This is a genomic window from Nonomuraea rosea, from assembly GCF_039539705.1.
Classification (GTDB): domain Bacteria; phylum Actinomycetota; class Actinomycetes; order Streptosporangiales; family Streptosporangiaceae; genus Nonomuraea; species Nonomuraea rosea.
Map to the genome: position 1 here is coordinate 1 of NZ_BAABDQ010000035.1, position 22061 is coordinate 22061.

21 protein-coding genes and 1 riboswitch are annotated in these 22061 nt (G+C 72.3%); of the genes, 8 read left to right on the forward strand and 13 right to left on the reverse strand.

Annotation, left to right across the window (positions count from 1 at the left end; genetic code table 11):
• The 3 genes from ABEA43_RS49395 to ABEA43_RS49405 form a co-directional block, all read right to left on the reverse strand.
• On the reverse strand, nucleotides 1-2267 hold a 2267-nt coding region (locus ABEA43_RS49395; RefSeq protein ID WP_345573056.1), incomplete at its 3' end, for an AAA family ATPase.
• A gap of 60 nt (nucleotides 2268-2327) precedes the next feature.
• A complete protein-coding gene (locus ABEA43_RS49400) occupies nucleotides 2328-3092 on the reverse strand; it encodes a protein phosphatase 2C domain-containing protein (RefSeq protein WP_345573057.1) in 765 nt (254 codons plus the stop codon).
• Between the two features lie 72 nt (nucleotides 3093-3164).
• Nucleotides 3165-4274 carry a M24 family metallopeptidase gene (locus ABEA43_RS49405; protein ID WP_345573058.1) on the reverse strand — a complete coding sequence of 370 codons (1110 nt, stop codon included), beginning with the start codon at nucleotides 4272-4274 and terminating at the stop codon, nucleotides 3165-3167.
• Between the two features lie 143 nt (nucleotides 4275-4417).
• Between ABEA43_RS49405 and ABEA43_RS49410 the strand changes: the two genes are divergently transcribed.
• The gene (locus ABEA43_RS49410; protein ID WP_345573059.1) at nucleotides 4418-5629 is read left to right on the forward strand and encodes a PP2C family protein-serine/threonine phosphatase; all 1212 of its coding nucleotides are present in this window, start codon (nucleotides 4418-4420) and stop codon (nucleotides 5627-5629) included.
• Between the two features lie 223 nt (nucleotides 5630-5852).
• Nucleotides 5853-6758: a 5'-3' exonuclease gene (locus tag ABEA43_RS49415; RefSeq protein WP_345573191.1), complete on the forward strand. Its 906-nt coding sequence runs from the start codon at nucleotides 5853-5855 to the stop codon at nucleotides 6756-6758.
• Between the two features lie 9 nt (nucleotides 6759-6767).
• On the opposite strand, the gene menD is transcribed toward ABEA43_RS49415, so the two are convergent.
• Both menD and ABEA43_RS49425 read right to left on the reverse strand, forming a co-directional pair.
• On the reverse strand, nucleotides 6768-8429 hold the full coding sequence (menD, locus tag ABEA43_RS49420; RefSeq protein ID WP_345573060.1) for a 2-succinyl-5-enolpyruvyl-6-hydroxy-3-cyclohexene-1-carboxylic-acid synthase: 1662 nt from the start codon (nucleotides 8427-8429) through the stop codon (nucleotides 6768-6770).
• Nucleotides 8426-9319, reverse strand: a complete 894-nt coding sequence (locus ABEA43_RS49425; RefSeq protein WP_425570555.1) for an o-succinylbenzoate synthase — start codon at nucleotides 9317-9319, stop codon at nucleotides 8426-8428. The genes menD and ABEA43_RS49425 overlap by 4 nt, the downstream gene beginning before the upstream one ends.
• Before the next feature lie 80 nt (nucleotides 9320-9399).
• Here ABEA43_RS49425 and ABEA43_RS49430 point away from each other — a divergent pair, with 80 nt between their 5' ends.
• The 3 genes from ABEA43_RS49430 to ABEA43_RS49440 all read left to right on the forward strand — a co-directional run bounded on the left by ABEA43_RS49430 (nucleotide 9400) and on the right by ABEA43_RS49440 (nucleotide 12503).
• Nucleotides 9400-10554 (forward strand): AMP-binding protein, encoded by a 1155-nt coding sequence (locus ABEA43_RS49430; protein WP_345573062.1) that lies wholly within the window; start codon nucleotides 9400-9402, stop codon nucleotides 10552-10554.
• A 43-nt stretch (nucleotides 10555-10597) separates the two neighbouring features.
• Nucleotides 10598-10978, forward strand: coding sequence for a hypothetical protein (locus ABEA43_RS49435; RefSeq protein ID WP_345573063.1), 381 nt, complete (start codon nucleotides 10598-10600; stop codon nucleotides 10976-10978).
• A 178-nt stretch (nucleotides 10979-11156) separates the two neighbouring features.
• Entirely contained in the window at nucleotides 11157-12503 is a 1347-nt protein-coding gene (locus tag ABEA43_RS49440) for an RNA polymerase sigma factor (protein ID WP_345573064.1), read from the forward strand.
• Between the two features lie 48 nt (nucleotides 12504-12551).
• Here ABEA43_RS49440 and ABEA43_RS49445 read toward each other — a convergent pair whose 3' ends face one another.
• On the reverse strand, nucleotides 12552-12950 hold the full coding sequence (locus tag ABEA43_RS49445) for a hypothetical protein (protein ID WP_345573065.1): 399 nt from the start codon (nucleotides 12948-12950) through the stop codon (nucleotides 12552-12554).
• Nucleotides 12951-13066: 116 nt separating this feature from the next.
• Between ABEA43_RS49445 and ABEA43_RS49450 the strand changes: the two genes are divergently transcribed.
• Together ABEA43_RS49450 and ABEA43_RS49455 are read left to right on the forward strand one after the other, a co-directional pair.
• A complete protein-coding gene (locus tag ABEA43_RS49450) occupies nucleotides 13067-13627 on the forward strand; it encodes a TetR/AcrR family transcriptional regulator C-terminal domain-containing protein (RefSeq protein ID WP_345573066.1) in 561 nt (186 codons plus the stop codon).
• Between the two features lie 201 nt (nucleotides 13628-13828).
• Nucleotides 13829-14026, forward strand: coding sequence for a DUF5999 family protein (locus tag ABEA43_RS49455; protein ID WP_132341476.1), 198 nt, complete (start codon nucleotides 13829-13831; stop codon nucleotides 14024-14026).
• A 1-nt stretch (nucleotide 14027) separates the two neighbouring features.
• On the opposite strand, the gene ABEA43_RS49460 is transcribed toward ABEA43_RS49455, so the two are convergent.
• Nucleotides 14028-14618 carry an alpha/beta hydrolase family protein gene (locus ABEA43_RS49460; protein ID WP_345573067.1) on the reverse strand — a complete coding sequence of 197 codons (591 nt, stop codon included), beginning with the start codon at nucleotides 14616-14618 and terminating at the stop codon, nucleotides 14028-14030.
• An 82-nt stretch (nucleotides 14619-14700) separates the two neighbouring features.
• Here ABEA43_RS49460 and ABEA43_RS49465 point away from each other — a divergent pair, with 82 nt between their 5' ends.
• Nucleotides 14701-15051, forward strand: coding sequence for a hypothetical protein (locus ABEA43_RS49465; protein WP_345573068.1), 351 nt, complete (start codon nucleotides 14701-14703; stop codon nucleotides 15049-15051).
• A 77-nt stretch (nucleotides 15052-15128) separates the two neighbouring features.
• On the opposite strand, the gene ABEA43_RS49470 is transcribed toward ABEA43_RS49465, so the two are convergent.
• From ABEA43_RS49470 to ABEA43_RS49495, 6 genes are all read right to left on the reverse strand, one after another.
• On the reverse strand, nucleotides 15129-15929 hold the full coding sequence (locus ABEA43_RS49470) for a tetratricopeptide repeat protein (protein ID WP_345573069.1): 801 nt from the start codon (nucleotides 15927-15929) through the stop codon (nucleotides 15129-15131).
• 136 nt (nucleotides 15930-16065) lie between these two features.
• Nucleotides 16066-18897 (reverse strand): aminomethyl-transferring glycine dehydrogenase, encoded by a 2832-nt coding sequence (gcvP, locus tag ABEA43_RS49475; RefSeq protein ID WP_345573070.1) that lies wholly within the window; start codon nucleotides 18895-18897, stop codon nucleotides 16066-16068.
• Between the two features lie 190 nt (nucleotides 18898-19087).
• Nucleotides 19088-19187, reverse strand: a riboswitch (glycine riboswitch).
• A 62-nt stretch (nucleotides 19188-19249) separates the two neighbouring features.
• Nucleotides 19250-19870, reverse strand: a complete 621-nt coding sequence (locus ABEA43_RS49480; protein ID WP_345573071.1) for a MerR family transcriptional regulator — start codon at nucleotides 19868-19870, stop codon at nucleotides 19250-19252.
• A gap of 147 nt (nucleotides 19871-20017) precedes the next feature.
• On the reverse strand, nucleotides 20018-20488 hold the full coding sequence (locus ABEA43_RS49485) for a bifunctional nuclease family protein (RefSeq protein ID WP_183661379.1): 471 nt from the start codon (nucleotides 20486-20488) through the stop codon (nucleotides 20018-20020).
• A gap of 132 nt (nucleotides 20489-20620) precedes the next feature.
• Nucleotides 20621-21274, reverse strand: coding sequence for a transcriptional regulator FtsR (gene ftsR, locus ABEA43_RS49490; RefSeq protein WP_345573072.1), 654 nt, complete (start codon nucleotides 21272-21274; stop codon nucleotides 20621-20623).
• Nucleotides 21275-21338: 64 nt separating this feature from the next.
• The gene (locus ABEA43_RS49495; RefSeq protein WP_345573073.1) at nucleotides 21339-21851 is read right to left on the reverse strand and encodes a double zinc ribbon and FHA domain-containing protein; all 513 of its coding nucleotides are present in this window, start codon (nucleotides 21849-21851) and stop codon (nucleotides 21339-21341) included.
• Between the last annotated feature and the right edge of the window lie 210 nt (nucleotides 21852-22061).

A 22061-nucleotide genomic window follows, 5' to 3' on the forward strand; every position in this document is an offset into this window, starting at 1 on the left:
GTGGCCCGCGCTCCCGCGACGTGCGCCAGCGCCCGGTCGAGCTCGCCGCGGGCCGCCAGCGGCGCCGCGCACACCACTTCCAGGCACGGCAGCAGCCACCGCTGGCCCAGCGTGAGCGCCTCGGCCAGCGCGCGGCCCGCCCTGGTGGCGGCCTCGTCCCAGCGCGACTCCCCGTGCTCGGCTACGGCGAGCAGCGCGGTGGCCAGCAGCCGGTGGTGCGGCAGCCCGGCCTTCCGCTCCGCTGCGACGACCCGCCTGAGCATCGCGCCCGCCTGCTCGGCCGCGTCGCACTCCAGGAGCGCGACGGCCGCGGCGAGGCTGTCGGGTGGCGCGCTGGCGCTGGGTGCCCCGCCCAGCGCCAGCACGTCGTACGGCCTGGCGACCGCGCCCTGCAGGGGCTGTTCGATCGCCAGGCGGGCCCAGTCCACCGCCGCCGCACGGTCCCCGGTGACCAACCGCAGCCAGGCCACCTGCTCGGCCACGTCGGCGGCGAACCCGGGCTCTCTGTGCCGCCACGCCTCGGCCAGCAGCTCGGACGCCTCATCGAAGCGTCCGGAGGCCAGCGCGAGCCGTCCGAGCACGTACCGGCGCACCGGGCGCGGGTCGGCGTTGCGCGCCGTGGCGAGCTCGGCGGCCCGGAGCACATCGCCCCCGATGAGGACGTGCTCCAGCACCGCCGTGCGCAGCTCGTCGCAGCGCGCCGCCGACTCGGTGAGCCCGGCGGCCAGGTCCAGATGGGCGGCGGACTCCTGCCACTGCCCGTGTTGCACGGCCTTGGCGGCGTACCCGACCAGCTCGTCGGCCAGCAGCTCGTCGGGCCCGCCCGCCGCGGCGGCCCGGTGGCGCAGCGCCGTGCCGGGGTCGTCCACCAGCCGGGCGGCGGTCAGGTGCAGGCGCGCCCGGCCGCCCGCGCCGAGCCAGTCGTAGGCCGCGGCCCGCGCCAGCGGCTCGGGAAAGTCGATCATGCGGCCGGGCAGCTCGCGGAGCAGCCCGGCGCCGACGGCCTCTTCGAGGGCGTTCAGCGGCTCGCCGAGCCCGGTGCCGACGGCCGCGGCCAGGTGCAGCGGGCAGCGCCCGCCCAGCACCGCGCACGCCGCGGCGAGCTGCCGGGCGGCGGGGGTGCAGGTGTGCAGGCGGCGGGCGAAGAGCCGCAGGTACGTGCTGGGGACGGGCAGGCGTACGCCGGGATCGGCCAGGACCGGCAGCGGGACGCCGGCCAGCAGGGCGCGGGCGTGCAACGGGTTGCCCAGGGTGTGCTCACGCAACCGGACGGCCACCTGCCCGGCCAGCCCCGCCACCCCGCCTGGGCCGAGCGCCGACAGCGTCCCGTCGCCGCCGGCGTCCGCGCCAGGCGTGACCGCCGGTGGGTCGCCGGGGCGTCCTGCCGAGCCGGCCAGCTCCGCCAGGTCGGCCGCGCTCAGCCCGCCGAGCGTGATGCGGAGCGTGTCGTCGCCGGTCAGGAGCCGCCGCAGCCCTTCCGGCAGCCACGCGTCCGCCGACGAGCCGGCCCACGGGCCCGTCCATGAGCCGGTTTGCGGGCCGACCAGCGTGGCCTGCGACTCGGCCTGCGCACCAGCTTGCAGAGCGGCTGGTAGGGCGGCTGGGAGGGCGGCTTGTGGAGCGGCCCAGGGGTCGGCACGCGGGTCGGACAGGTCACGGCAGGCGATCACCACAAGCACCCGCCCCGCCCGGATCCGCCGCAGCACGTAACCGAGGGCGCGCAGCGACGGCCGATCCGCCCACTGCGCGTCATCGACCACCACGGCCAGCGGCCCCTGCGCCTGCAACCGGTCGATGACGTCGCAGAGCACCTGCCCCGCCGCACAGGGATCCAGCCCCGCCAGCCCCGGCCCGGCCCACTCCCCCAGCGCACCATCGACCAGCGGACGCCCCACACCGTCCGCCAGCTCCGGCACCGCATGATCGCCGAACTGCCGCGCAGCATCGTCCGCAAGCTGCCGCGCAGCACGATCGCCGAGCTCCCGCGCCGCGCTATCGGCAAGCTGTCGCGCAGCGCCCTCCGCGAGCTGTCGCGCAGCGCCCTCCGCGAGCTGTCGCACGACGCCGAGTCTGAGCTGACGTTCGCTCTCCTCGCCGCTGGCCGCCAGCACCCGCACGCCCGCCTCCCCGCCGAGCGTGTGGTGGATGAGCGCGGACTTGCCGATCCCCTCCGGCCCCTCGATCACAACCCTCCGTGCGGCTCCCCCGCCCACCGCACGCAACTCCGCCCGCAACAGGGCGATCTCCGCAATCCTGCCGACGAACATGCGCGTTCCCTCCGCCGCCCTCAGCATTCCAGAGCAGCGCAGGCCCCGCCTGATACACCCTCAGAGCGCCCCGACGAGCCCCCACGCGGCGGTCGCGTCGTCGTGCCGCTTCCCGCGCACCGGCCCCCGCGACCGCTCCAGCTCGCGCACGGCCCCGATCAACGCCCCAGGCCCCTGCCCGGTCAGCACCGCGAGCACGTCGTCCCAGCTCCAGCCGTACCACTCGACGAGCCGCGCGACCCCGTCGGTGAACACCCCGGCCCCGCGCACCTCGCGCGCGTCCACGGCCCCGCACACGCCGTGCCCGGCCGCCTCAGGCCGGGCCCCTGCCACCCAGAACCCGCCGGGCGCGCACCGCATCCGCCGCACCAGCTCCACCGAGTACGGCCGCCCGCCGGGCAGCCGCTCCAGCCGATCGTCGCTCACCACCCGCACCCCGCCGCCCGCCAGCGCGAACACCACCGGCGAATCCCCCAGCACCAGGTACTCCAGCCGCCCGCGCACGCTTCTGACCATGGCCACCGTCGAGGACGGCGAGTCCGGGTTCGCCAGATCGCAGGCGCCGCCGTGCGCGGAGCGGGTCCGCTCGATGGCCGCTGCCAGGATCTCCGCCGGCGACGCGCCATCCCCGGCGCAGAGCCCGTCCGCCAGCGCGCCGCCGAGCCGGGCCACCAGCCACGCCACGTCGTGCACGCAGCCGCTGTCCACCCCGGCCGCCGCCGTGGCCCCGTCGAGCACCACGATCCACGAGGGCCCGGCGATCACCAGGTCCTCGTTCGGCCGCTCGGACCCGGGCCGGGTGGCGTACACGATCTCCGCGAACATGACAGCGACTGTGCCACAGCCGCACCCCCCGCCGGGGCCCGGCTTCCAGAGCGCCTACCCGGCCGGTCGCGTCTAGACGATCACCAGCTCGCGCGGCGTGTTGTTCAGCCGCTCGCCGCCGGTGTCGGTGCACACCAGGATGTCCTCGATCCTGGCCCCATGCCGGCCGGGCAGGTAGATGCCCGGCTCGACGGAGAAGGCGAACCCGGGCTCCATCGGCTCGCCGTTGCCGGCCACGATGTACGGCTCCTCGTGCGTCTCGATCCCGATCCCGTGCCCGGTGCGGTGGATGAAGTAGTCGCCGTAGCCCGCCTCGGCGATGACCTCCCTGGCCGCAGCGTCGATCGACTCGCACGACACGCCCGGCCGCACCGCCGCGCAGGCCGCGTCCTGGGCCCGGCGCAGCACCTCGTAGTATGCGGCGAAGTCGGCGGGCGGCTCCCCCACGCTGTAGGTCCGCGTGGAGTCGGAGCAGTAGCCGTTGTGCAGCTGGCCACCGATGTCCACCACGACCGGCTCGCCCGCCTGGATCACCCGGTCGGACATGTCGTGGTGCGGGCTGGCGCCGTTGGGCCCGGAGGCGACGATCACGAAGTCGACCGTCTCGTGGCCCGCAGCCAGGATCGCCTCGGCGATGTCCCGGCCCACCTCCCGCTCCGTGCGCCCCGCCCGCAGGAACCCGGGGACCTGGCGATGCACCGAGTCGATCGCCTCGCCCGCCGCGCGCAACGCCGCCGCCTCGGCGGCCGACTTGCGCATCCGCAGCTCCCGCAGCACGCTGCCGGCCAGCACCTGCTCAGCCTCCGGCAGCACCTCGCGGAAGCGCAGCGACGACATCGCCCACATCCGGTCGGCCAGCCCCACCTTGCCGGCGCCGCCCAGCCTGGCCGCCGCGATCGCGTACGGGTCGTCGGTCTCGTCCCAGGCCACGAACTCCAGCCCGAGCCGCGAGGCGGGCGACGCCTGCGCGGCGGGCAGCTCCAGGCGCGGCACCATCATGTACGGCTCGCCGGAGGCGGGCACCACGAGGCAGGTCAGCCGCTCCAGCGGCTTGGCGTCATAGCCGCTCACATAACGCAGATCGGGACCCGGAGTGAGCAACAGGGCGTCGAGCCCGGCCTTGGCGGTGGCCTCCTGCACGGCGGCGAGACGGGACACGGGATACAGGTCTGAGGACGTCACAGCCACAATCTACTCCGGACTGGGCCGCCTAAAATCCGCGAAAAGGTCTCACAACACGGAAAGCCATCGCTACACTCCGTTCAATATTGATCACGTAGTGTGGGGTCAATTGTCCAGTTCCACCGCACTTTGAGAGTGAGACCATGGTCGACGTCATAGGCGCGGCCGAGCTGCTCGGGCACGAGAGCGACGCCGAGATGCTCGCGGTACGGCTCGCGCACGCCCAGCGGCTCGGCAACATGGGCTGGGCGGAGTGGCACCTCCACACCGGCGAGGTCGTCTGGTCCGACCAGGTCTACGCCATCTTCGGCCGCGACCCGCAGGCCGGCCCGATCGCGCTGGCCGACCTGGCCGAGCACGTCGAGCCCGCGGACGTGGGCGCGCTCGACCGCCTGCTGTGGTCGGCCCTGCAGGGCGTCGAGCCCGTACAGGCCGAGTTCCGCATCCGCCGCGGCGCGAGCTTCGGCGAGCTGCGTGATCTGCGGGTCGTGCTCGAACCGCTGATGGCCCCCGGCGGCCCCACCGGCATGCACGGCGTCATCCAGGACATCACCGGCCGCCGCCGGGCCGAGCGCCTGATGTCGGAGTCGCGCCGCCAGCTCCTGGAGGCGCGCGAGCAGGCCGCCGAGGAACGCCACGTGATGCTGGCCCTGCGCGAGGCGATCCTGCCCGAGCCCGACGGCTGCCTCGACCTGCCGCACACCAGGGTCGCGGTGCGCTACGTGCCCGCCGAGACGACCGCGAACCTGGGCGGCGACTGGTTCGAGGCCGCCCCGGCCCCGGACGGCCGGCTGCTGCTGGCCATCGGCGACGTCTCCGGCCACGGGCTGCCCGCCATCGCGCACATGGCCCAGCTCCGCCACGCCCTCGTCGGCCTGGCCATGACCGGCCGGCCCGCGAACAACCTGCTGGCCTGGCTGAACGACCTCGTCATGCACCAGCTCACCGACACCACGGCCACCGCGATCATCGGCCATCTGGACCCGGAGACCCGCGTGCTCGCCTGGAGCCAGGCCGGGAACCTGGCGCCCATCCTCGTGCGCGACGGCGTCGCCAGCCAGCTCGCCCAGCCCAGGGGCGTGCTGCTCGGCGCGGCCTCCGGGCGGCCGTACGAGCTGGCGACCACGCGGCTGCAGCCGGGGGACCTGCTGCTGATGTTCACCGACGGGCTGGTGGAGCGGCGCACCCGCGACATCGACGTGGGCCTCGGGCTGGCCCTGGAAGCCGCCCGCGACGTACCGGCCGGAGACCTGGACGCCGGGCTCGACCGCCTGCTGGCCGGCATCGGCGGCCCCAACCCGGAGGACGACGCCTGCCTGCTGGCCGTGAGCATGCCCGCGCGGGACGACGCATAGCGGCCCGAGCCCCATCGGCCCGGCACCCCGCCGCTCGCAGCGACAGGAAGCGGTCCGGAGCCCGCCGCTCGCAGCGACCGGAAGCCGTCCGGAGCCCGCCGCTCGCAGCGGCGCGTGGCAGCCATGAGCCGCCACTAGCAGCGGCCCGTAGCGGCCAGAAGCGGCCGCCCGCCCGTGGCGGCCAGCGGGGATCCGCCGGGAGTGCGACCATAGAGGCGTGCTCATGCTTCTGGACACCCCATCCCTCTACTTCCGCGCCTTCTTCGGCATCCCCGAGTCGATCAAGGCTCCGGACGGCTCGCCGATCAACGCCGTGCGCGGCCTCATCGACATGATCGCCACCCTCGTGCGCCAGCACTCCCCCACCGAGCTGGTGGCCACCATGGACGCCGACTGGCGGCCGGCGTTCCGGGTGGCGGCGATCCCCACGTACAAGGCGCACCGGGTCGCCCACGGCAACACCGAGGAGGTCCCGGCCACCCTCGTCCCGCAGATCGCGATCATCGAGGAGGTGCTCGACGCCCTCGGCATCGCCCGCCTGGAGTCGCCCGGCTACGAGGCCGACGACGTCATCGGCACCCTCACCCACCAGGCCGCGGGCCGGGGCGACGGCGCCGTGGACATCGTGACCGGCGACCGCGACCTGTTCCAGCTGGTCGACGACGCCCGCCCGGTCCGCGTCCTCTACACCGTGCGCGGCATCCGCAACCTGCAGATCGTGGACGAGGCGTTCGTCACCGCCAAGTACGGCATCCCCGGGCGTACCTATGCCGACTTCGCCACCCTGCGCGGCGACCCCAGCGACGGCCTGCCCGGCGTCGCGGGCGTCGGCGAGAAGACCGCGGCCGCCCTGATCACCCGCTTCGGCTCGCTCGGCGCGCTGATCGAGGCCCTGGACGCGGGCGAGACCGACGGCTTCCCGGCCGGCAGCCGCACCAAGCTGACCGCCGCCCGCGACTACCTGCGGGCCGCACCCGCCGTCGTCGCGGTGGCCTCCGACTCCCCGCTGCCCGCCGCCGACCTGGCGCTGCCCGCCAAGCCGCGCGACCCGGAGGCGCTGGTCCGGCTGGCCGACCGCTACGGCCTGGACAGCCCGCTCAACCGCCTCCTCGACGTCCTGAGCTCCTGAGAGGGGCGCCTAGTCCTCCAGGTAGGCGCGGATGGCCTCCTGCGCGGCGTCCCGGAGCCGGCCGTGCACGGCGACGTTCTCCTCGCGGTCGGTGCGCACCTCCACCACCCGGGGTCCTTCGCCGCGCAGCGCCTTGGACAGGTCGCTGATGTCCGACACCAGCGTGTACGGCGTCCCCGTGGCCGCCGCCACGTACCCGAGGTCCACCCCGTGCGGCGTGCCGAACACCCGCTCGAACGGATCGCGCACCGCCGCCTGCGGCAGCAGCGAGAAGATCCCGCCCCCGTCGTTGTTCACCACCACGAAGCACAGGTCGGGCCGCGGCTCGCGGGGGCCCAGGATCAGCCCGTTCTGGTCGTGCAGGAACGACAGGTCGCCGATCAGCGCGTACGAGGGCCCGTTGTGCGCCAGGGCCGCCCCCATCGCCGCCGACACGACCCCGTCGATGCCGGAGGCGCCCCGGTTGGCCATCAGCCGGATGCCGCGCCGCGGCCGCATCGACTGGTCCAGGTCGCGGATCGGCATGGAGGAGCCGCAGAACAGCAGCGCGCCGTTCGGCAGGCCGTCCACCAGGTCCCTGGCCAGGCGCGGCTCGCTCGTGCCCGACAGGTCGAGCACCTCGTCCGTCGCCGCCCTGACCGCGAGGTCGGCCTGCCGCCAGGCGTGCAGCCAGGTGTCGTCGCCCGAGGCGACCGGGATCTCCACGGCCTGCGCCACCTGGGTGGCCGACCTGGTCGGGTCGGGCCAGCGGTCGAGGTCGGGCGCCACCACGATGTGCTCGTCGGCCCGCTTCAGCCACGACAGCAGCGGCCGCGACAGCCCGGGACGGCCCAGCGTGACGACCACGTCGGGCTGGTGTGCGTCGGCGAACTCCGGCGTGCCCAGCAGGTAGTGGTAGGAGGAGATGGCGTGGTCGCCGTAGCGGGCGCCGCCGTTCGGCTCCGACAGCACCGGCCAGCCCGCCATGCCGGCGGCGGCCACGTAGCGGCGCACGTTCGCGGCGCCGTCGCCGACCACGAGCACGCCGCGCCTGGTCGGCGGGATGTGCAGGGCGATCGGCGGGGGCGCGACCCTGGCACGGACCCAGGGGCCGTTCGCGCCGCCGTCGAGCGGCTCGCACCAGCCGGAGTCGCCGTCGGGGATCAGCGGCTCCCTGAAGGCCAGGTTGAGGTGCACGGGGCCGGGGTTGGCCGGGCCGCTCGCGCGCTGGTAGGCGCGGCAGGCCAGCGAACGCCAGTAGGCGACCTGCCCCGGCCGGTCCTCCGGCACGCCGACCTCGGCGAACCAGCGGGTCGCCGTGCCGAACAGCTTGATCTGGTCGATGGTCTGGTTGGCCCCGGTGCCGCGCAGCTCGGGCGGGCGATCGGCAGTCAGCACCAGCAGCGGGACCCCCGACTCGCCCGCCTCGATCACGGCCGGGTGGAAGTTGGCGGTGGCCGTGCCGGAGGAGCAGATCAGCGCGACCGGGCGCTCGGAGCGCTTGGCCAGCCCGAGTGCCAGGAACGAGGCCGAACGCTCGTCGATGCGCACGTGCAGGCGCACCCGCGACTCGGCGTGCAGGGCCAGCGCCAGGGGGGCCGAACGCGAGCCGGGCGCCACCACCACGTCGGTCAGGCCGCAGCGCACGAGTTCGTCGACCAGCACCGTGGCCAGCGCTGTGGCGGGGTTCAAAGTGACGCCTCCTGCATCCGGCGAAGCCACTGGGGAGATTCAATCTCAAAAGCCGACAAATGCTGAAAATTCACCGACGGACGTCGTACCGTCAGCCGGCCGTCCACCGGCGCCAGCGAGTCGTCCACGACGTCGCCCGACAGCAGCGACATCGTGCCGAGCCCGCACGCGTACGGCAGGGACGGCAGCGCGGCGGCCAGCGCCAGCCCCGCCGCCAGGCCCACGGAGGTCTCCACGGCGCTGGACACCACGGCGGGCAGCCCGCACGCCTCCACCACCCGCAACGCGTTGCGCACCCCGCCGAGCGGCTGCACCTTGACCACCGCGATGTCGGCCGCCTCCGCGGCGCGCACCCGCAGCGGGTCCTCGGCCTTCCTGATCGACTCGTCGGCCGCGATCGGCACGTCGCACGCCCGCCGCACCGCCGCCAGCTCCTCCAGCGTGGCGCACGGCTGCTCGGCATATTCCAGGTCGAACCGGTCGAGCCGCTTCAACCGCCGCACGGCCTCGTCGACCTCCCACGCGCCGTTGGCGTCGATCCGCAGCCGCCCGGCGGGGCCGAGCGCGTCGCGTACGGCCTCCACCCGCGCCACGTCGTCGTCGAACGTCTGCCCGCGCTCGGCCACCTTCACCTTCGCCGTGCCGCAGCCAGAGGCCCGCACCAGGTCATAGGCCTGCGCGGCGGGCACGGCCGGCACGGTCGCGTTGACGGGCACACTGTCGCGCACCGGCTCCGGCCAGCCCTCGAAGGCCGCCTCCCGGGCACACGCCAGCCAGCGGGAGCACTCGCGCGGCCCGTATTCGGGGAACGGGGAGAACTCACCCCACCCCGCGGGACCGTGCAGCAGCACCCCTTCCCTGACGGTCTGCCCCCGGAAACGGGTGCGCATCGGAACCCGGAAGACCACGGGAGAACGCGTCACGACCCTCCCTGACCTTCTGTCGACCTGTCGCCATTAACCTTACGAGCATGTGGAGGAACCCGTCGCATCCGGACCGTCCGCTGCATGCCATTGTGCAGCCTCCGGGCCCCGAGCTTTTCACGGCCGTCCGCGACGCCCTGTCCGGCGACGGTCCCGCCGTCCTCCCCCTTCCCCCCGGCCACGCGGACGCGGCGATCGCGGCCCTGCGCCCCACCCACGTGAACGGCGTGCCCCAGGACGGCGGCCAGGGCGTCCCGGGCGACGTGGCGGTCGTCATCGCCACCAGCGGCAGCACGGGCGCGCCCAAGGGCGTGCTGCTGTCGGCCGCCGCGCTGCGCGCCTCGGCGGCGGCCTCACTGCGCCACGTGCGGGCCGCCCCGGGCGAGCGCTGGCTCTGCTGCCTGCCCGTCTCCCACGTCTCGGGCCTCCTGGTGCTGGTACGCGCCCTGCTGTCGGACACCGAGCCGATCATCCACCCGGCGTTCGACCCCCACGCGGTCCTCGATTCGGGCGCGGCGCACGTCTCGCTCGTCCCCACCCAGCTCCACCGCCTGGTCGAGCTGGCGGCGGACCTGTCGGTGTTCCGCACCATCCTGCTCGGCGGCGCGGCGCCCAGGCCGGGGCTGGTCGAGCGGGCCCGCGAGCTCGGCGCCCGGATCGTGACCACGTACGGGATGAGCGAGACGTGCGGCGGCTGCGTGTACGACGGCCAGCCCCTTTACAATGTAGATCTCAAAATCGGCGGCGACGGCCTGATCAGGATCGCGGGGCCCATGCTGTTCTCCGGCTACCGCTCCACGGGCGAAGCCGCCCCCGGCCCGTTCGACGGCGACTGGTTCGTCACCTCCGACCTCGGCGAGCTGACCGGCGGCCGGCTGCGCGTCCTGGGCAGGGCCGACGACGTCATCAACACCGGCGGCGAGAAGGTCGTGGCCGCCGCCGTGACCTCGGTGCTCTGCACGCATCCGGGGGTCTCGGACGCCGCCGTGATAGGCACTCCCGATCCCGAATGGGGCGAACGGGTCACCGCCATCGTCGTCCCCGCCGATCCCGACACACCCCCCACGCTTCAGCAATTGCGGGCATATTGCCGCGATAGGCTTCCCCCTCATGCCGCCCCGCGCGACCTGCGCATTGTCGCGGGCCTGCCGCTGCTGCCGAACGGCAAGACCGATCTGGTACGGCTGAAGGCCGGAACCTGACGAGTTGCGGCTGCGTCATAGTGGGGAGAAGGAGGGAGCCTTCATGGACCAGACCCGCAAGATGTGGGCATCCGCGGCCATCGTCGGCGTCATCGTCGCCGGCGGAGTCTCCATCGCGGCCGCCGCCTCCGCGGGGAAGCTCGAACAGGTCGGCAAGGAGACCCGAGCCGTGGTGGAGAAGGCGACACCGTCCAGCCGGCCGCCGGTGGGACCGCAGGAGAGCACGGGCCCAGGCCCAGAGCTCGGCACCGAGGTCGAAACCGGCCCCACCCCCGAGACCACCGATGACGGCATCGTGGTCTCCACGGAGGTCAATCCCGATCCCGGCAAGGTCGTCGAATACTGGACGGACAAGCGCATGGAGGAAGCCCAGCCCATGCCCATGCCCGAGGTCTCGGCCGGAGAGGCCGAGGTGACGGAATAGGACCTACGTCCGGGGCGGCTCGCCTAGGGGGCGGTCCGCCCCTTTTTCGTCCTGCTTCGCCGGTGCGGGAACAAATGACGGCGAATGACGTTATTGATACTGGTGCGCCGTGCGGATGCAAAGCCGCCCCACCACAACCTGCCTGATCGCTTCGACTCCGTACGGAGGAGGTGTCCTCATGCCCCGAACCGCCGTGGCGACCCCACCCGCGTCTCTCGACCAGCTTATTGAGCGAGGGCGCGCCCAGGGTCATCTTTCCCTCGCGGAGCTGCGTGACGCGTTCGCGGAGGCCGGTATCAGCCCCTCTGAAGGCCGCACGATCCTGCGTGAGCTGTCGGAGGCCGGTGTGAGCCTGGCTGCCGAGAATGAGCCGTCGCTCAGCAAAACCGCCACCAAGAAGACACAGCAGAAGACGTCCGCGCCGACGAGGTCTTCGCGCTCAAAGACTACCGGCCGGAAGACGGCCGAGGCAAAAACCGGCGCGAACGGTTCCGTTCCGTCCGACGCCAAGCCCGAGCACGAGGAGGACGTCCCCGACGACCTCAAGCTCAGCTCGGAGGAGGCTGCTGAGGCCGACCTCGGCAGCGAGCCGATCGACCTGGACGACAACCAGTCGGTCATGGGCGACTCGGTGCACACCTACCTCAAGTCCATCGGCCGCCGCACGCTGCTCACCGCGGCGCAGGAGGTCGAGCTGGCCCGGCGGATCGAGGCCGGCCTGTACGCCGAGTACAAGCTGGAGACCTACCCCGACCTGTCCCGCTCCGCCAAGGACGACCTGCACCTCGTCATCGAGGACGGCCAGCGGGCCAAGGACCACATGCTGGAGGCCAACCTCCGCCTGGTGGTCTCGGTGGCCAAGAAGTACACCGACCGCGGCATGTCCCTGCTGGACGTGGTCCAGGAGGGCAACCTGGGGCTCATCAGGGCCGTGGAGAAGTTCGACTACACCAAGGGCTTCAAGTTCTCCACGTACGCCATGTGGTGGATCAGGCAGGCCATCCAGCGCGGCTTCGCGGACTCGGCCCGCACGATCCGGCTGCCCGTGCACGTGCTGGAGATGCTGTCCAAGCTGTCGCGCATCGAGCGTGACATGCACCAGCGCCTGGGCCGCGAGCCCACGCCCGAGGAGCTGGCCGTCGAGCTCGACAGGACGCCGGACCAGATCGAGGAGCTGCTGCGCACCAGCCGCCAGCCGATCTCGCTCAACGCGACGATCGGCGAGGACGGGGAGACCACGATCGGCGACCTCATCGAGGACGTGGACTCGCCCGAGGCGTCGGAGATCGTCGACCGCCAGCTGCTGGGCGACCAGCTCCGCGGCGTGCTGAACAATCTCTCGCCGCGCGAGTCGAAGATCGTGGCCCTGCGCTTCGGCCTGGTGGACGGAAAGCCGCACACGCTGGACGAGATCGGCAAGTATCTCGGCCTGACGCGGGAGCGGATCCGCCAGCTCGAGAAGGAGTCGCTGTCCAAGCTGCGCCACCCGAGCAACACCCGCCCGCTGCTCGACTGGGCGAGCTGACGAAACAGCCCCGGCACACACCGTGCCGGGGCTTTTCCGTGGATGCCGTCAGAGAGTGGCGGGCACCGGCCGGGGCACGCTCGGGATCCCCCACAGCCGGTTGTCCTCGCGCAGCGTGCGCAGCCGATCGACCTCGGCCGTCCACATGGCGCCCTTGGGCGTGGCCTTGGCCTTGCGCCGCGCGATGCGGTCGTCGTAGGACTTCACCCCGAACGTCGCCCGCTGCCCGCTCTCGGCCGCCCGCAGCGCGTCGGTGAGCGCCACGTCGAACGCCCGCCCGGCGGCCAGCAGCTCGATCTCGTCGGCCGTGGCGGCCCGCAGGTCACGCAACGTCTGCTCGGCCTGCCTGGCCTTGTCGAGCAGATCGGGGAAGCTCTTGGAGATCTCCTGGTCCGCGTGGTAGCGGACCTCGGCCTCCCGGCTCACCCGCGGACGGAAAAACGCCATCGACTCGGCCCCTTACCTCGCAGTCGGTACTCGTTCAACCGCCAAGGGTACGCCGTCCCGCGACACGGGCGGAAATCGGCCCGGGCCGGGCGCCTTTACATAGTAAGATGATCACCATGCCCGCCAAGAGACCGCCCGTTCCGCTGTCCCGCGAACGCATCATCGAGGCCGCGCTCCACATCGCCGACAGCCAGGGCCTGCGGCGGCTCACCATGCGCCGCCTGGGCGACGCCCTGGAGGTGGAGGCCATGGCCATCTACCACCACCTGCCCAGGGGCAAGGAGGCCCTGATGGACGCCCTGGCCGAGCACGTCACCGCGGTCCACGTGGAGCAGGCCGCAAGCTGGCAGGAGACGGCCAGGGCCTGGTGCAGGTCCGGCCGGGAGCTGCTGCGGGAGCATCCGGGCGTCCTGGCCCTCGCGCTGACCAAGCCTCCCAAGGGCGGCACGGCCCTGGCCATCAAGGAGCAGATCGAGCAGCTCGCCGACGGCGGGCTCGGCGACGCCGCGGAGGCCGTCCGGGCGCTGCGCGCGTACGTGTTCGGCAGCGTCGCGGTCGAGGTCCAGCAGTCGGGCTGGGCCGATCCGGAGGTTGACGAATGGGTCAGGCGGGACGAAAGGGCCGATGTGGACTTCGAGCGCGGACTCGAAGCCTTGCTCAAGGGATTGCAAACGTAGTGCGCGTGTCGCGCTTGGCCCGTTATCCTGCATAAGGCACGCTGTGTCGAAGGTCACACGACTCGGGGATCCTCCTGTAACAGTCCAAACGGGCTATGTCCGAACGTGTGACATACGTCGCACACTTGCCACAACAACAACCCGAGCAGGCTCCCGCCCCTCCAGACCGGGAGCATCCCACGAGATATCGGAGGCACGCCGATGTGCCCGCACGACCCGGCTTGTCCGGACGCCGAAGCACCGGACCGCGAGGCGGCACGCACCCTCGCCTGCCACCCTGAGCAGGGGTGGAGCTTGTTGTGCAACGGCGTCGTCCTGTTCGAGGACACCGGGGAGCTCCTTCCCAGCGGCACCGTGATCGCCCCGCACCGGCCCGATCCGCTGGTCGGCGCGGCCTGATCTACGCGTAGTGGACGATCCACTCCGCCACGACCTCGCCCACCCGGGCGGGGTCCCTCTTCAGGTCGTGACCCTCCCCAGGAAGCACCACCAGGCGCGCCGCATCCTTGGCGTCCGGGACCCCGAACGGATCGCGGTCCCCATTGACCACCAGCACGTCCACTCCGGCGCCCCGTAGCTCGTCCGCTCTGGAACGTTCCGGCCGCCCCGGCGGGTGCAGCGGGAAGGCCAGCGCCACCACCGCCGCCGCGCCGACCGCCGAGGCCGTCCGGCAGGCGACCCTCGCCCCGTTGCTCCGGCCGCCCTGGACGACGGGCAGCCCGCGCCAGCGCGCCCGCAGCTCGCCCAGCACGATCTCCCAGGCCTCGTCCTGCTTGACCGGCGAGCCCGGCGCCCGCGCCCCCGCCACTCTGAACGCCTGCGTCACCCTGGCCACGCTGGCCCCGGCCCCGAGGGCGGCGTCACGGACGGCCACCAGGTCGGGAGCGTCGACTCTCCCGGCCGACCCGTGGGTCAGCACGAGCAGCAGTCTGGGGTCCGCGGCCTCGTCCACCTCGACCAGAGCGGGCCCTCGCGGGGTCATGACCTTCATGCCAGCACCGTACCTGGGGAGGATCTCACCTTGGACCTCAGGTGGGATGACGGCGCGGCGCAGGGGATGGATGATTACTCTCATGCCAGACAACCGCCCCATCCGGGATGACCTCCAGGCCACCCTGGACGCCCGCCGTGATCTCGGCCCGGAGTACGAAGCCGCGCTCGTCGAGTCGTTCGTCGAGCGCCTCGACGCCACCATCTCCGCCCGCGTCCGGGCCGAGCTGCACCACCACGGGGCCGAGCCGCCGCACAAGCGGTCCACCCCGGGGGCCGCGATGATCCCGATCACGCTGGGCTCGATGGGCATCGGCATCCCGCTGACGGCCATCGCGGCCGGCAACGCGGGGCTGGTGGGGCTGACGATCACCTGGCTGGCGATCGTGATCATCAACGTGGCCGCCGCCATGGCCATCATGCGCCGCGGCTGACGAGTCCGGTCAGCGGCCGCTGACGACGGGCGGGGGCAACGGGAGCGCCTCCGCCACCTTGGCGAGCGAGCGGCCGGTCAGGCGTCGCGGTGGTAGCGGAGCCGGACCTCGGCCGACAGCGCCGTGTCCTCGTGGTTGAGCCCGTACGACCAGACCTGGTCCGCGTCCTCGGGCCGCCCGCGCAGCGGCAGCGTACGGGCCAGCAGCTCGATGGCCAGCGCGCTCGTCTGCGGATCGGCCGCGACGTCCTCGACCGTCTCCGCGAACTCCGCGCAGGCCAGCTCCAGATGCACGATCCCGAGCTGGACCCGCAGCCCCGGCACGTCCTGCGCCTCGGCGAACTCCAGGGCGTCCATGATGACCTCGGCCGCCGCACCGGCCTGCCCGTGCTCCAGCAGGAGGTCGGCGAGCTGCTGGGCGGCGTGTGCCGCGACCCGGTCGTCCCCGGCCGCCATGGCGGCGCGCAGCTCTCCGTTCGCCTGCTCCGGGTCGTCGGCCGCCATCGCCAGGCGGGCCAGCGCGAGGTGGGCCAGCGGCACGTAGGCGGCCGTCCCGACCCCGAGCACGGCCTGCCAGGCGGCTCTGGCCTGGTCGGCCCGGCCTTCGCGTTCGAAGCCCTGCGCCAGGTGGCAGGCCGCCTGGGCCGCGTATTCGGGGTGCCCGGTGGCCAGGGCGGTCCTGGCCGCGGCTCTGGCGGCCTCGACGTCGCCGCGCTCGTCCAGCACCACGGCGAGGCCGACGGCGGCCTGGGCCCTGTCGGGGTCGGCCGGGTCGGCGGCCAGCTCGCCGAGTATGGCGGCGGCGCCGTCGAGATCACCGCGTTCGGCCAGGCGGCGGGCGGTGTCGAGAGGCGGGATCTGCAGCTCTGAGGACGTCAAAGAGAGCTCCTTCGGCGGCGGTCGCACCGAGCCTAACGACTTCCGGCGATCATGTCTGCTCAGTTGACGCCGAAGGACTGGATGGCGCTCCCCATGCCCGCGGAGGAGGTGCTGCTCCCCCGCGGGAAGGCGGTCCTCAGTCCTCGTACGCCTCAAGAGGCGGGCAGGAGCACACCAGGTTCCGGTCGCCGTAGGCCTGGTCGATCCGCCGCACCGGCACCCAGTACTTGCCCTCGCGCAGCGACGGCAGCGGGTAGGCCGCCTCAGAACGCGAGTAGGGGTGCCCCCACTCGTCGGCGCTGACCGACTCGGCCGTGTGCGGCGCGTTGCGCAGCGGGTTGTCGGTCTTGTCGTAGTCGCCGGAGGCCACCTTGGAGATCTCCCCGCGGATGGCGATCAGCGCGTCCACGAACCGGTCGAGCTCGGTGAGGTCCTCGCTCTCCGTCGGCTCGATCATCAGCGTGCCCGCCACGGGGAAGGACATGGTCGGCGCGTGGAAGCCGTAGTCGATGAGCCGCTTGGCCACGTCGTCCACGGTGACGCCGGTCTCCTTGGTGATCTGGCGCAGGTCCACGATGCACTCGTGCGCCACCAGCCCGCCGCGCCCGGTGTAGAGCACCGGGTAGTGCGGGGCCAGGCGCCTGGCCAGGTAGTTCGCCGACAGGATGGCCTGCTCGGTCGCCGCGGTGAGCCCCTCGGAGCCCATCATCCTGATGTAGGCCCACGAGATCGGCAGGATGCCCGCCGACCCGTACGGGGCCGCCGAGACGGGCCCCACGGGCGTGCCGTTGTGCAGCGGGTGGCCGGGCAGGAAGGCCGCCAGGTGGCCGCGCACCGCCACCGGGCCGACGCCGGGGCCGCCGCCGCCGTGCGGGATGCAGAACGTCTTGTGCAGGTTCAGGTGCGAGACGTCGGCCCCGAACTCGCCCGGCTTGGCCAGCCCGACCAGCGCGTTGAGGTTGGCCCCGTCGACGTAGACCTGGCCGCCGGCGTCGTGCACCTTGGCGCACACCTCGGTGATCGTCTCCTCGTACACACCGTGCGTGGACGGGTACGTCACCATGATCGCGGCCAGCGCGTCGCGGTGCTTGTCGATCTTGGCGTCGAGGTCGGCCAGGTCGACGTTGCCGTCGGAGTCGCAGGCCACGACCACGACGCGCATGCCGGCCATGACGGCGCTGGCGGCATTGGTGCCGTGGGCCGAGGACGGGATGAGGCAGACGTCGCGGCCCTCGTCGCCGTTGGCGCGGTGGTAGGCGCGGATGGCCAGCAGGCCGGCGAACTCGCCCTGCGAGCCCGCGTTCGGCTGGATCGAGACGGCGTCGTAGCCGGTGACCTCGGCCAGCCAGCCCTCCAGCGTGCCGATCAGCTCCAGGTAGCCCTCGGCCTGGTCGTCGGGCGCGTAGGGGTGGATCGCGGCGAACTCGGGCCAGGTGATCGGCTCCATCTCGGTGGTCGCGTTCAGCTTCATCGTGCAGGAGCCGAGCGGGATCATCGAACGGTCGAGCGCGATGTCCTTGTCCTGCAGCCTGCGCAGGTAGCGGAGCATCGCGGTCTCGGAGCGGTGGCTGTGGAAGACGGGGTGGGTCAGGTACGCCGACTCGCGCGCCAGCTCGGCGGGCAGCGCGTCCGCCGCGCCCTCGATGTCCACGTCCGAGCGGTCGAGGCCGAAGGCGGCCCAGACCTTGGCGATCTCGGCGGCCCCGGTCTTCTCGTCGCAGGCGACGGACACGTGGTCGTCGCCGGCCCGCCAGAGGTTGACGCCCTGCCCGGCGGCGGCGGCGACCACCTCGGCGGCCTTGCCGGGCACGCGGACCAGGACGGTGTCGAAGAACTCGCCGTGCACGACCTCCAGACCGGCCTCGCGCAGGCCGGCGGCCAGCGCCGACGCGTAGCGGTGCACCCGGTGGGCGATCCCGCGCAGGCCCTCGGGGCCGTGGTAGACGGCGTACATGCCGGCGATGACGGCGAGCAGCACCTGGGCGGTGCAGATGTTGCTGGTGGCCTTCTCGCGGCGGATGTGCTGCTCGCGGGTCTGCAGGGCCAGGCGGTAGGCGGGGTCGCCGTCGACGTCCACCGACACGCCCACGAGCCGCCCCGGGAGCTGGCGCTGCAGGCCCTCGCGTACGGACATGTAGGCGGCGTGCGGCCCGCCGAACCCGAACGGCACCCCGAACCGCTGCGAGGAGCCGATCGCGATGTCGGCGCCCAGCTCGCCGGGGGCGGCCACCATGGTCAGGGCCAGCAGGTCGGCGGCGGCGACGACGAGCGCGCCCGCCTCGTGCGCGGCGGCGGCCACGGCGCGGAAGTCGCGCAGGCGGCCCGAGGCGCCCGGGTACTGCACCAGCACGCCGAAGCACTCGGGCAGCTCGCCGTCGAGGGGGTGCTCCACGAGCGTGATGCCGAGCGGCTCCGCGCGGGTGGCGAGCACCGCCTTGGTCTGGGGCATCGCGTCGGCGTCGACCACGAACACGGCGCTCTTGGACTTGCCGGCCCGCCGGGCCAGCGTCATGGCCTCGGCGGCGGCCGTGGCCTCGTCGAGGAGGGACGCGCCGGCCACGGCCAGCCCGGTGAGGTCGGAGACGACCGTCTGGAAGTTCAGCAGCGCCTCCAGGCGGCCCTGCGAGATCTCCGGCTGGTACGGGGTGTAGGCGGTGTACCAGCCCGGGTTCTCCAGCAGGCTGCGGCGGATGACGGCGGGCGTGACGGTGTCGTAGTAGCCCAGGCCGATCATCGAGGTGAGCACGCGGTTGCGCCCGGCCAGGGCGCGCAGCTCGGCGATGGCCTCGGCCTCGCCGATGGCGGCGGGCAGCTTGAGCCGGTCCTTGGCCCTGATGGCCTCGGGGACCGCCACGGCCACCAGATCCGCGACGGACTCGAAGCCCACGGCTTCGAGCATGCGCAGCTGCTCGGACTCCGATGGGCCGATGTGCCTGGATGCGAACGGCGGTGCTGACAGGTCGGTCATGGAGATTGCCTCCCGAGGCTTATGGAGACCGGCGCCAGGGCGCGGACGAGTGCCGGATCTCCCCCTCTGTCAGCGCGACAGCGCGACCCCGGGAAGGGCGGCGTCACGACCTGAGAGCTTCACCCCCGGGACAGGGGCTTGCACCGTCGGTGAGGCGCGCCTGGCGGGCGCACCTGCTTTCCAGAGTTGCCTCACCCGAGCGGTACAGGTTGCCTGAGAGATTCCGGGGAGGGTTGCTCCTTCGGCGCCCACGGGACCGGTGGTCCCGGGGACTCTCCCGCACGGGGTCGTCAGCCTTGCTGTCCTAGATTACTACGGTGTGCCGTGTTCGCCGGTCCACCGGGGTTCGCTCTCAGCCGATGCGGCGCGCGCGGCGCCGCTGGGCGAGCTCGTCAGCGGGGTGGTCGGCCGGGACTGTGTCCTCGACCGCCGCTCTTTCCCCCGGCAGCTCCGCGAGCGATCCCTCGACTTCACGCCAGACCCTGCCCAGCGCGATGCCGAACACGCCCTGGCCGCCCTGGAGCAGATCGATCACCTCATCGGCCGAGGTGCACTCGTAGACGCTGACGCCGTCGCTCATGAGCGTGATCTGCGCGAGGTCGCCGACCCCGCGATCACGTAGATGCTGCACGGCCGTACGGATCTGCTGTAGTGACACCCCGGTGTCGAGGAGCCGCTTGACGACCTTGAGCACCAGGATGTCGCGGAAGCTGTAGAGGCGCTGCGAGCCCGAGCCGTGCGCGGCTCTTATCGTGGGCTCCACCAGAGCCGTGCGCGCCCAGTAGTCGAGCTGCCTGTAGGTGATGCCGGCCGCCGAGCAGGCCGTCGGCCCGCGGTATCCGATGTCGTCCGGCAGCGCCGACGGCTGCTCGTCGAAGAGCAGACCCTGCTCTCCGGCACGCTGCCGCGCGCTCTCGCGCCGAACCGGATCTTCCTGGCCGGCCGTCTTTCCCTCGCCGCTGCTGACCGCCACGCGGACCTCCGGCTTTCTCTCATCCCGTGGCCTGATCTGGGGGTTCGTAAAGGGCGACCACGGGTTTCACTTGCACCGTAGGACCGTGACCATGCTCAGTCAACGATCCGGCTCGGCGCGTCGTGAAGCGTAAATGCACTGAAATACCTACCCCGCCCTGCCAAAGTCTTCGGGAGTGATCGTGTCAAGGAACTCCCTGAACTTCTCCACCTCGTCTTCCTGGTCGTCTGGAATGATCACTCCGGCCTCCTGGACGACCTCCTCGCTGGCGAAGATCCTGGCTCCGGTGCGCAGGGCGAGCGCGATGGAGTCAGAGGGCCGCGCGCTCACCTCCACGCCGTTGGAGAACACCAGGTCGGCGAAGAAGATGCCGTCGCGCAGGGCGACGATGTTGACCGCGCGCAGGCCTACGCCCAGGGCGCTCAGCACGTCGCGGAAAAGGTCATGCGTGAGCGGCCTCGGCGGCGGCTCCTCCGCCTGGGCCAGGGCGATGGCCGTGGCTTCCGTCATGCCGATCCAGATGGGAAGGAACCGTTCCCCTTGTGCCTCCTTGAGCAAGACGATCGGCTGATTTGTGGGCATTTCAACTCGAACGCCCACGACCTCCATCTGCAACACGGGCTGCTCCGTATTCCTGACCGGTCACCCGGCACAGCTATTTGATCGGCGCTTCTGCTGACTCGCTACTGCAATTCAACGTAACACCCGGCGGGGCTCGAATGTGCCTTCGCCTCCTAGCCCGCTACGGTCTCAACGACCCAGGACCGACCGGACTCCCATGCGGACAAGGGCTGCGTGCAGATCGAGCAGAAGCGTGGACAACTCCCTGGCGACTTCGTCGGCCTCGCCGATGGCTCCGGGGGCGCGCCGCTTGAGTATGGGGGCGACGGTCTGCTCGACCAGACCGCACTCGCGCTCCGCCGCCGCCTTGACCGCCCGCAGGTGCCGGGCGTGCAGGCCGAAACGGGTCAGCGCGCCGACGCTGCGGGCCACCTTGAGCGCCTCCTCGTCGTAACGCCTGGCCACCGGGGCGAGCAGGCCGTAGTCCTCGAGCTCGGCGAGCGTCTCCTCGTCGATCTCGGCCGCCTCGATCAGCTCGGCCCTGCTGAGCTTGATCTCCTGCACGTGCTGCACGGCACGCGGGAGGCCGAAGCTCTCGGCCATCCTGTCCTTGATCACGCGCAGCGGCAGATAGTGGTCACGCTGCTCGGTGAGGATGAAGCGCAGCTGCTCCACGTGCAGGTGCGTGAACTTACGGTAGCCGGAGGGGCTGCGCTCCGGCTCGATCAGCCCTTCGCCCTCCAAGAAGCGGATCTTGGAGATGGTGACATCGGGGAACTCGCCCTGCAGCAGGGCGAGCACCTCCCCGATGCTCATATGCGAGCGTGCCGCCTGGGAGCTCATGCGGCCTCCCTGGCCGGCGTGAGCGCGCTGGGGGCCGCGCCGATCGGTCGCTCGCTCCGCTCGCTCATGTGCCGGCGTGGGCTCGCATCAGGAAGACCAGGCGGAACTTGCCGATCTGCACCTCGTCCCCGGAGTGCAAGGGGACCTCCTCGATCCGTTCCCTGTTGACGTAGGTGCCGTTGAGGCTGCCCACGTCGCGCACGGAGAACTGGCCGCCGCGATGGCGGTAGAACTCGACGTGGCGGCGGGAGACGGTGATGTCGTCGAGGAAGATGTCGCTCTCCGGGTGACGCCCGGTCGTGGTCAGCTCCTTGTCGAGCCGGAACCGGCTGCCCTGATTGGGGCCCCTGGTCACCGTGAGCAACGCCGTGCCGGGCGGCAGCTGTTCGACCAGCGCTCGCTCGGCGAGGAGCATGTCGCCTGTCTCAGCCTCGTACGCCTCGATTCCCGCGACGGAGATCGTCGATGTGGTGTCCCCGGAGACCTCGGGTCTGGTCAGCGGTGACCCACAGCGGGAACAGAAACGGGCATCCTCGGGGTTGGCATGCCCGCACTGCGTGCAGTAGACGCTCGGCATCGATCGGCTCGGCCTCCTACCGCGAAGACGCGGCGACGGTGCTGGGGAACGCGCCTCGCTTCGCTTTTTCAAGTTTGCGAATGCCGCAACTTACGCTGATCAGCGGCAAAGGTCAAGGCGGGGCGCTGGACTTTGGTTTGGACGCAGACAAAGTTACCGCCGCCCCCGCCCCGTGGTCCATGCCGCCGCGCGTTTCTACATTACGATCTT

Bases quoted from the DNA above. Each gene is read 5' to 3' on its own strand.
- ABEA43_RS49400 (WP_345573057.1), bottom strand. From the start codon at position 3,092: ATGTTCGCGGAGATCGTGTACGCCACCCGGCCCGGGTCCGAGCGGCCG.
- ABEA43_RS49410 (WP_345573059.1), top strand. From the start codon at position 4,418: ATGGTCGACGTCATAGGCGCGGCCGAGCTGCTCGGGCACGAGAGCGAC.
- ABEA43_RS49415 (WP_345573191.1), top strand. From the start codon at position 5,853: ATGCTTCTGGACACCCCATCCCTCTACTTCCGCGCCTTCTTCGGCATC.
- ABEA43_RS49425 (WP_425570555.1), bottom strand. From the start codon at position 9,319: ATGCGCACCCGTTTCCGGGGGCAGACCGTCAGGGAAGGGGTGCTGCTG.
- ABEA43_RS49430 (WP_345573062.1), top strand. From the start codon at position 9,400: ATGTGGAGGAACCCGTCGCATCCGGACCGTCCGCTGCATGCCATTGTG.
- ABEA43_RS49435 (WP_345573063.1), top strand. From the start codon at position 10,598: ATGGACCAGACCCGCAAGATGTGGGCATCCGCGGCCATCGTCGGCGTC.
- ABEA43_RS49440 (WP_345573064.1), top strand. From the start codon at position 11,157: ATGCCCCGAACCGCCGTGGCGACCCCACCCGCGTCTCTCGACCAGCTT.
- ABEA43_RS49445 (WP_345573065.1), bottom strand. From the start codon at position 12,950: ATGGCGTTTTTCCGTCCGCGGGTGAGCCGGGAGGCCGAGGTCCGCTAC.
- ABEA43_RS49450 (WP_345573066.1), top strand. From the start codon at position 13,067: ATGCCCGCCAAGAGACCGCCCGTTCCGCTGTCCCGCGAACGCATCATC.
- ABEA43_RS49455 (WP_132341476.1), top strand. From the start codon at position 13,829: ATGTGCCCGCACGACCCGGCTTGTCCGGACGCCGAAGCACCGGACCGC.
- ABEA43_RS49460 (WP_345573067.1), bottom strand. From the start codon at position 14,618: ATGAAGGTCATGACCCCGCGAGGGCCCGCTCTGGTCGAGGTGGACGAG.
- ABEA43_RS49465 (WP_345573068.1), top strand. From the start codon at position 14,701: ATGCCAGACAACCGCCCCATCCGGGATGACCTCCAGGCCACCCTGGAC.
- gcvP (WP_345573070.1), bottom strand. From the start codon at position 18,897: ATGACCGACCTGTCAGCACCGCCGTTCGCATCCAGGCACATCGGCCCA.
- ftsR (WP_345573072.1), bottom strand. From the start codon at position 21,274: ATGAGCTCCCAGGCGGCACGCTCGCATATGAGCATCGGGGAGGTGCTC.
- ABEA43_RS49495 (WP_345573073.1), bottom strand. From the start codon at position 21,851: ATGCCGAGCGTCTACTGCACGCAGTGCGGGCATGCCAACCCCGAGGAT.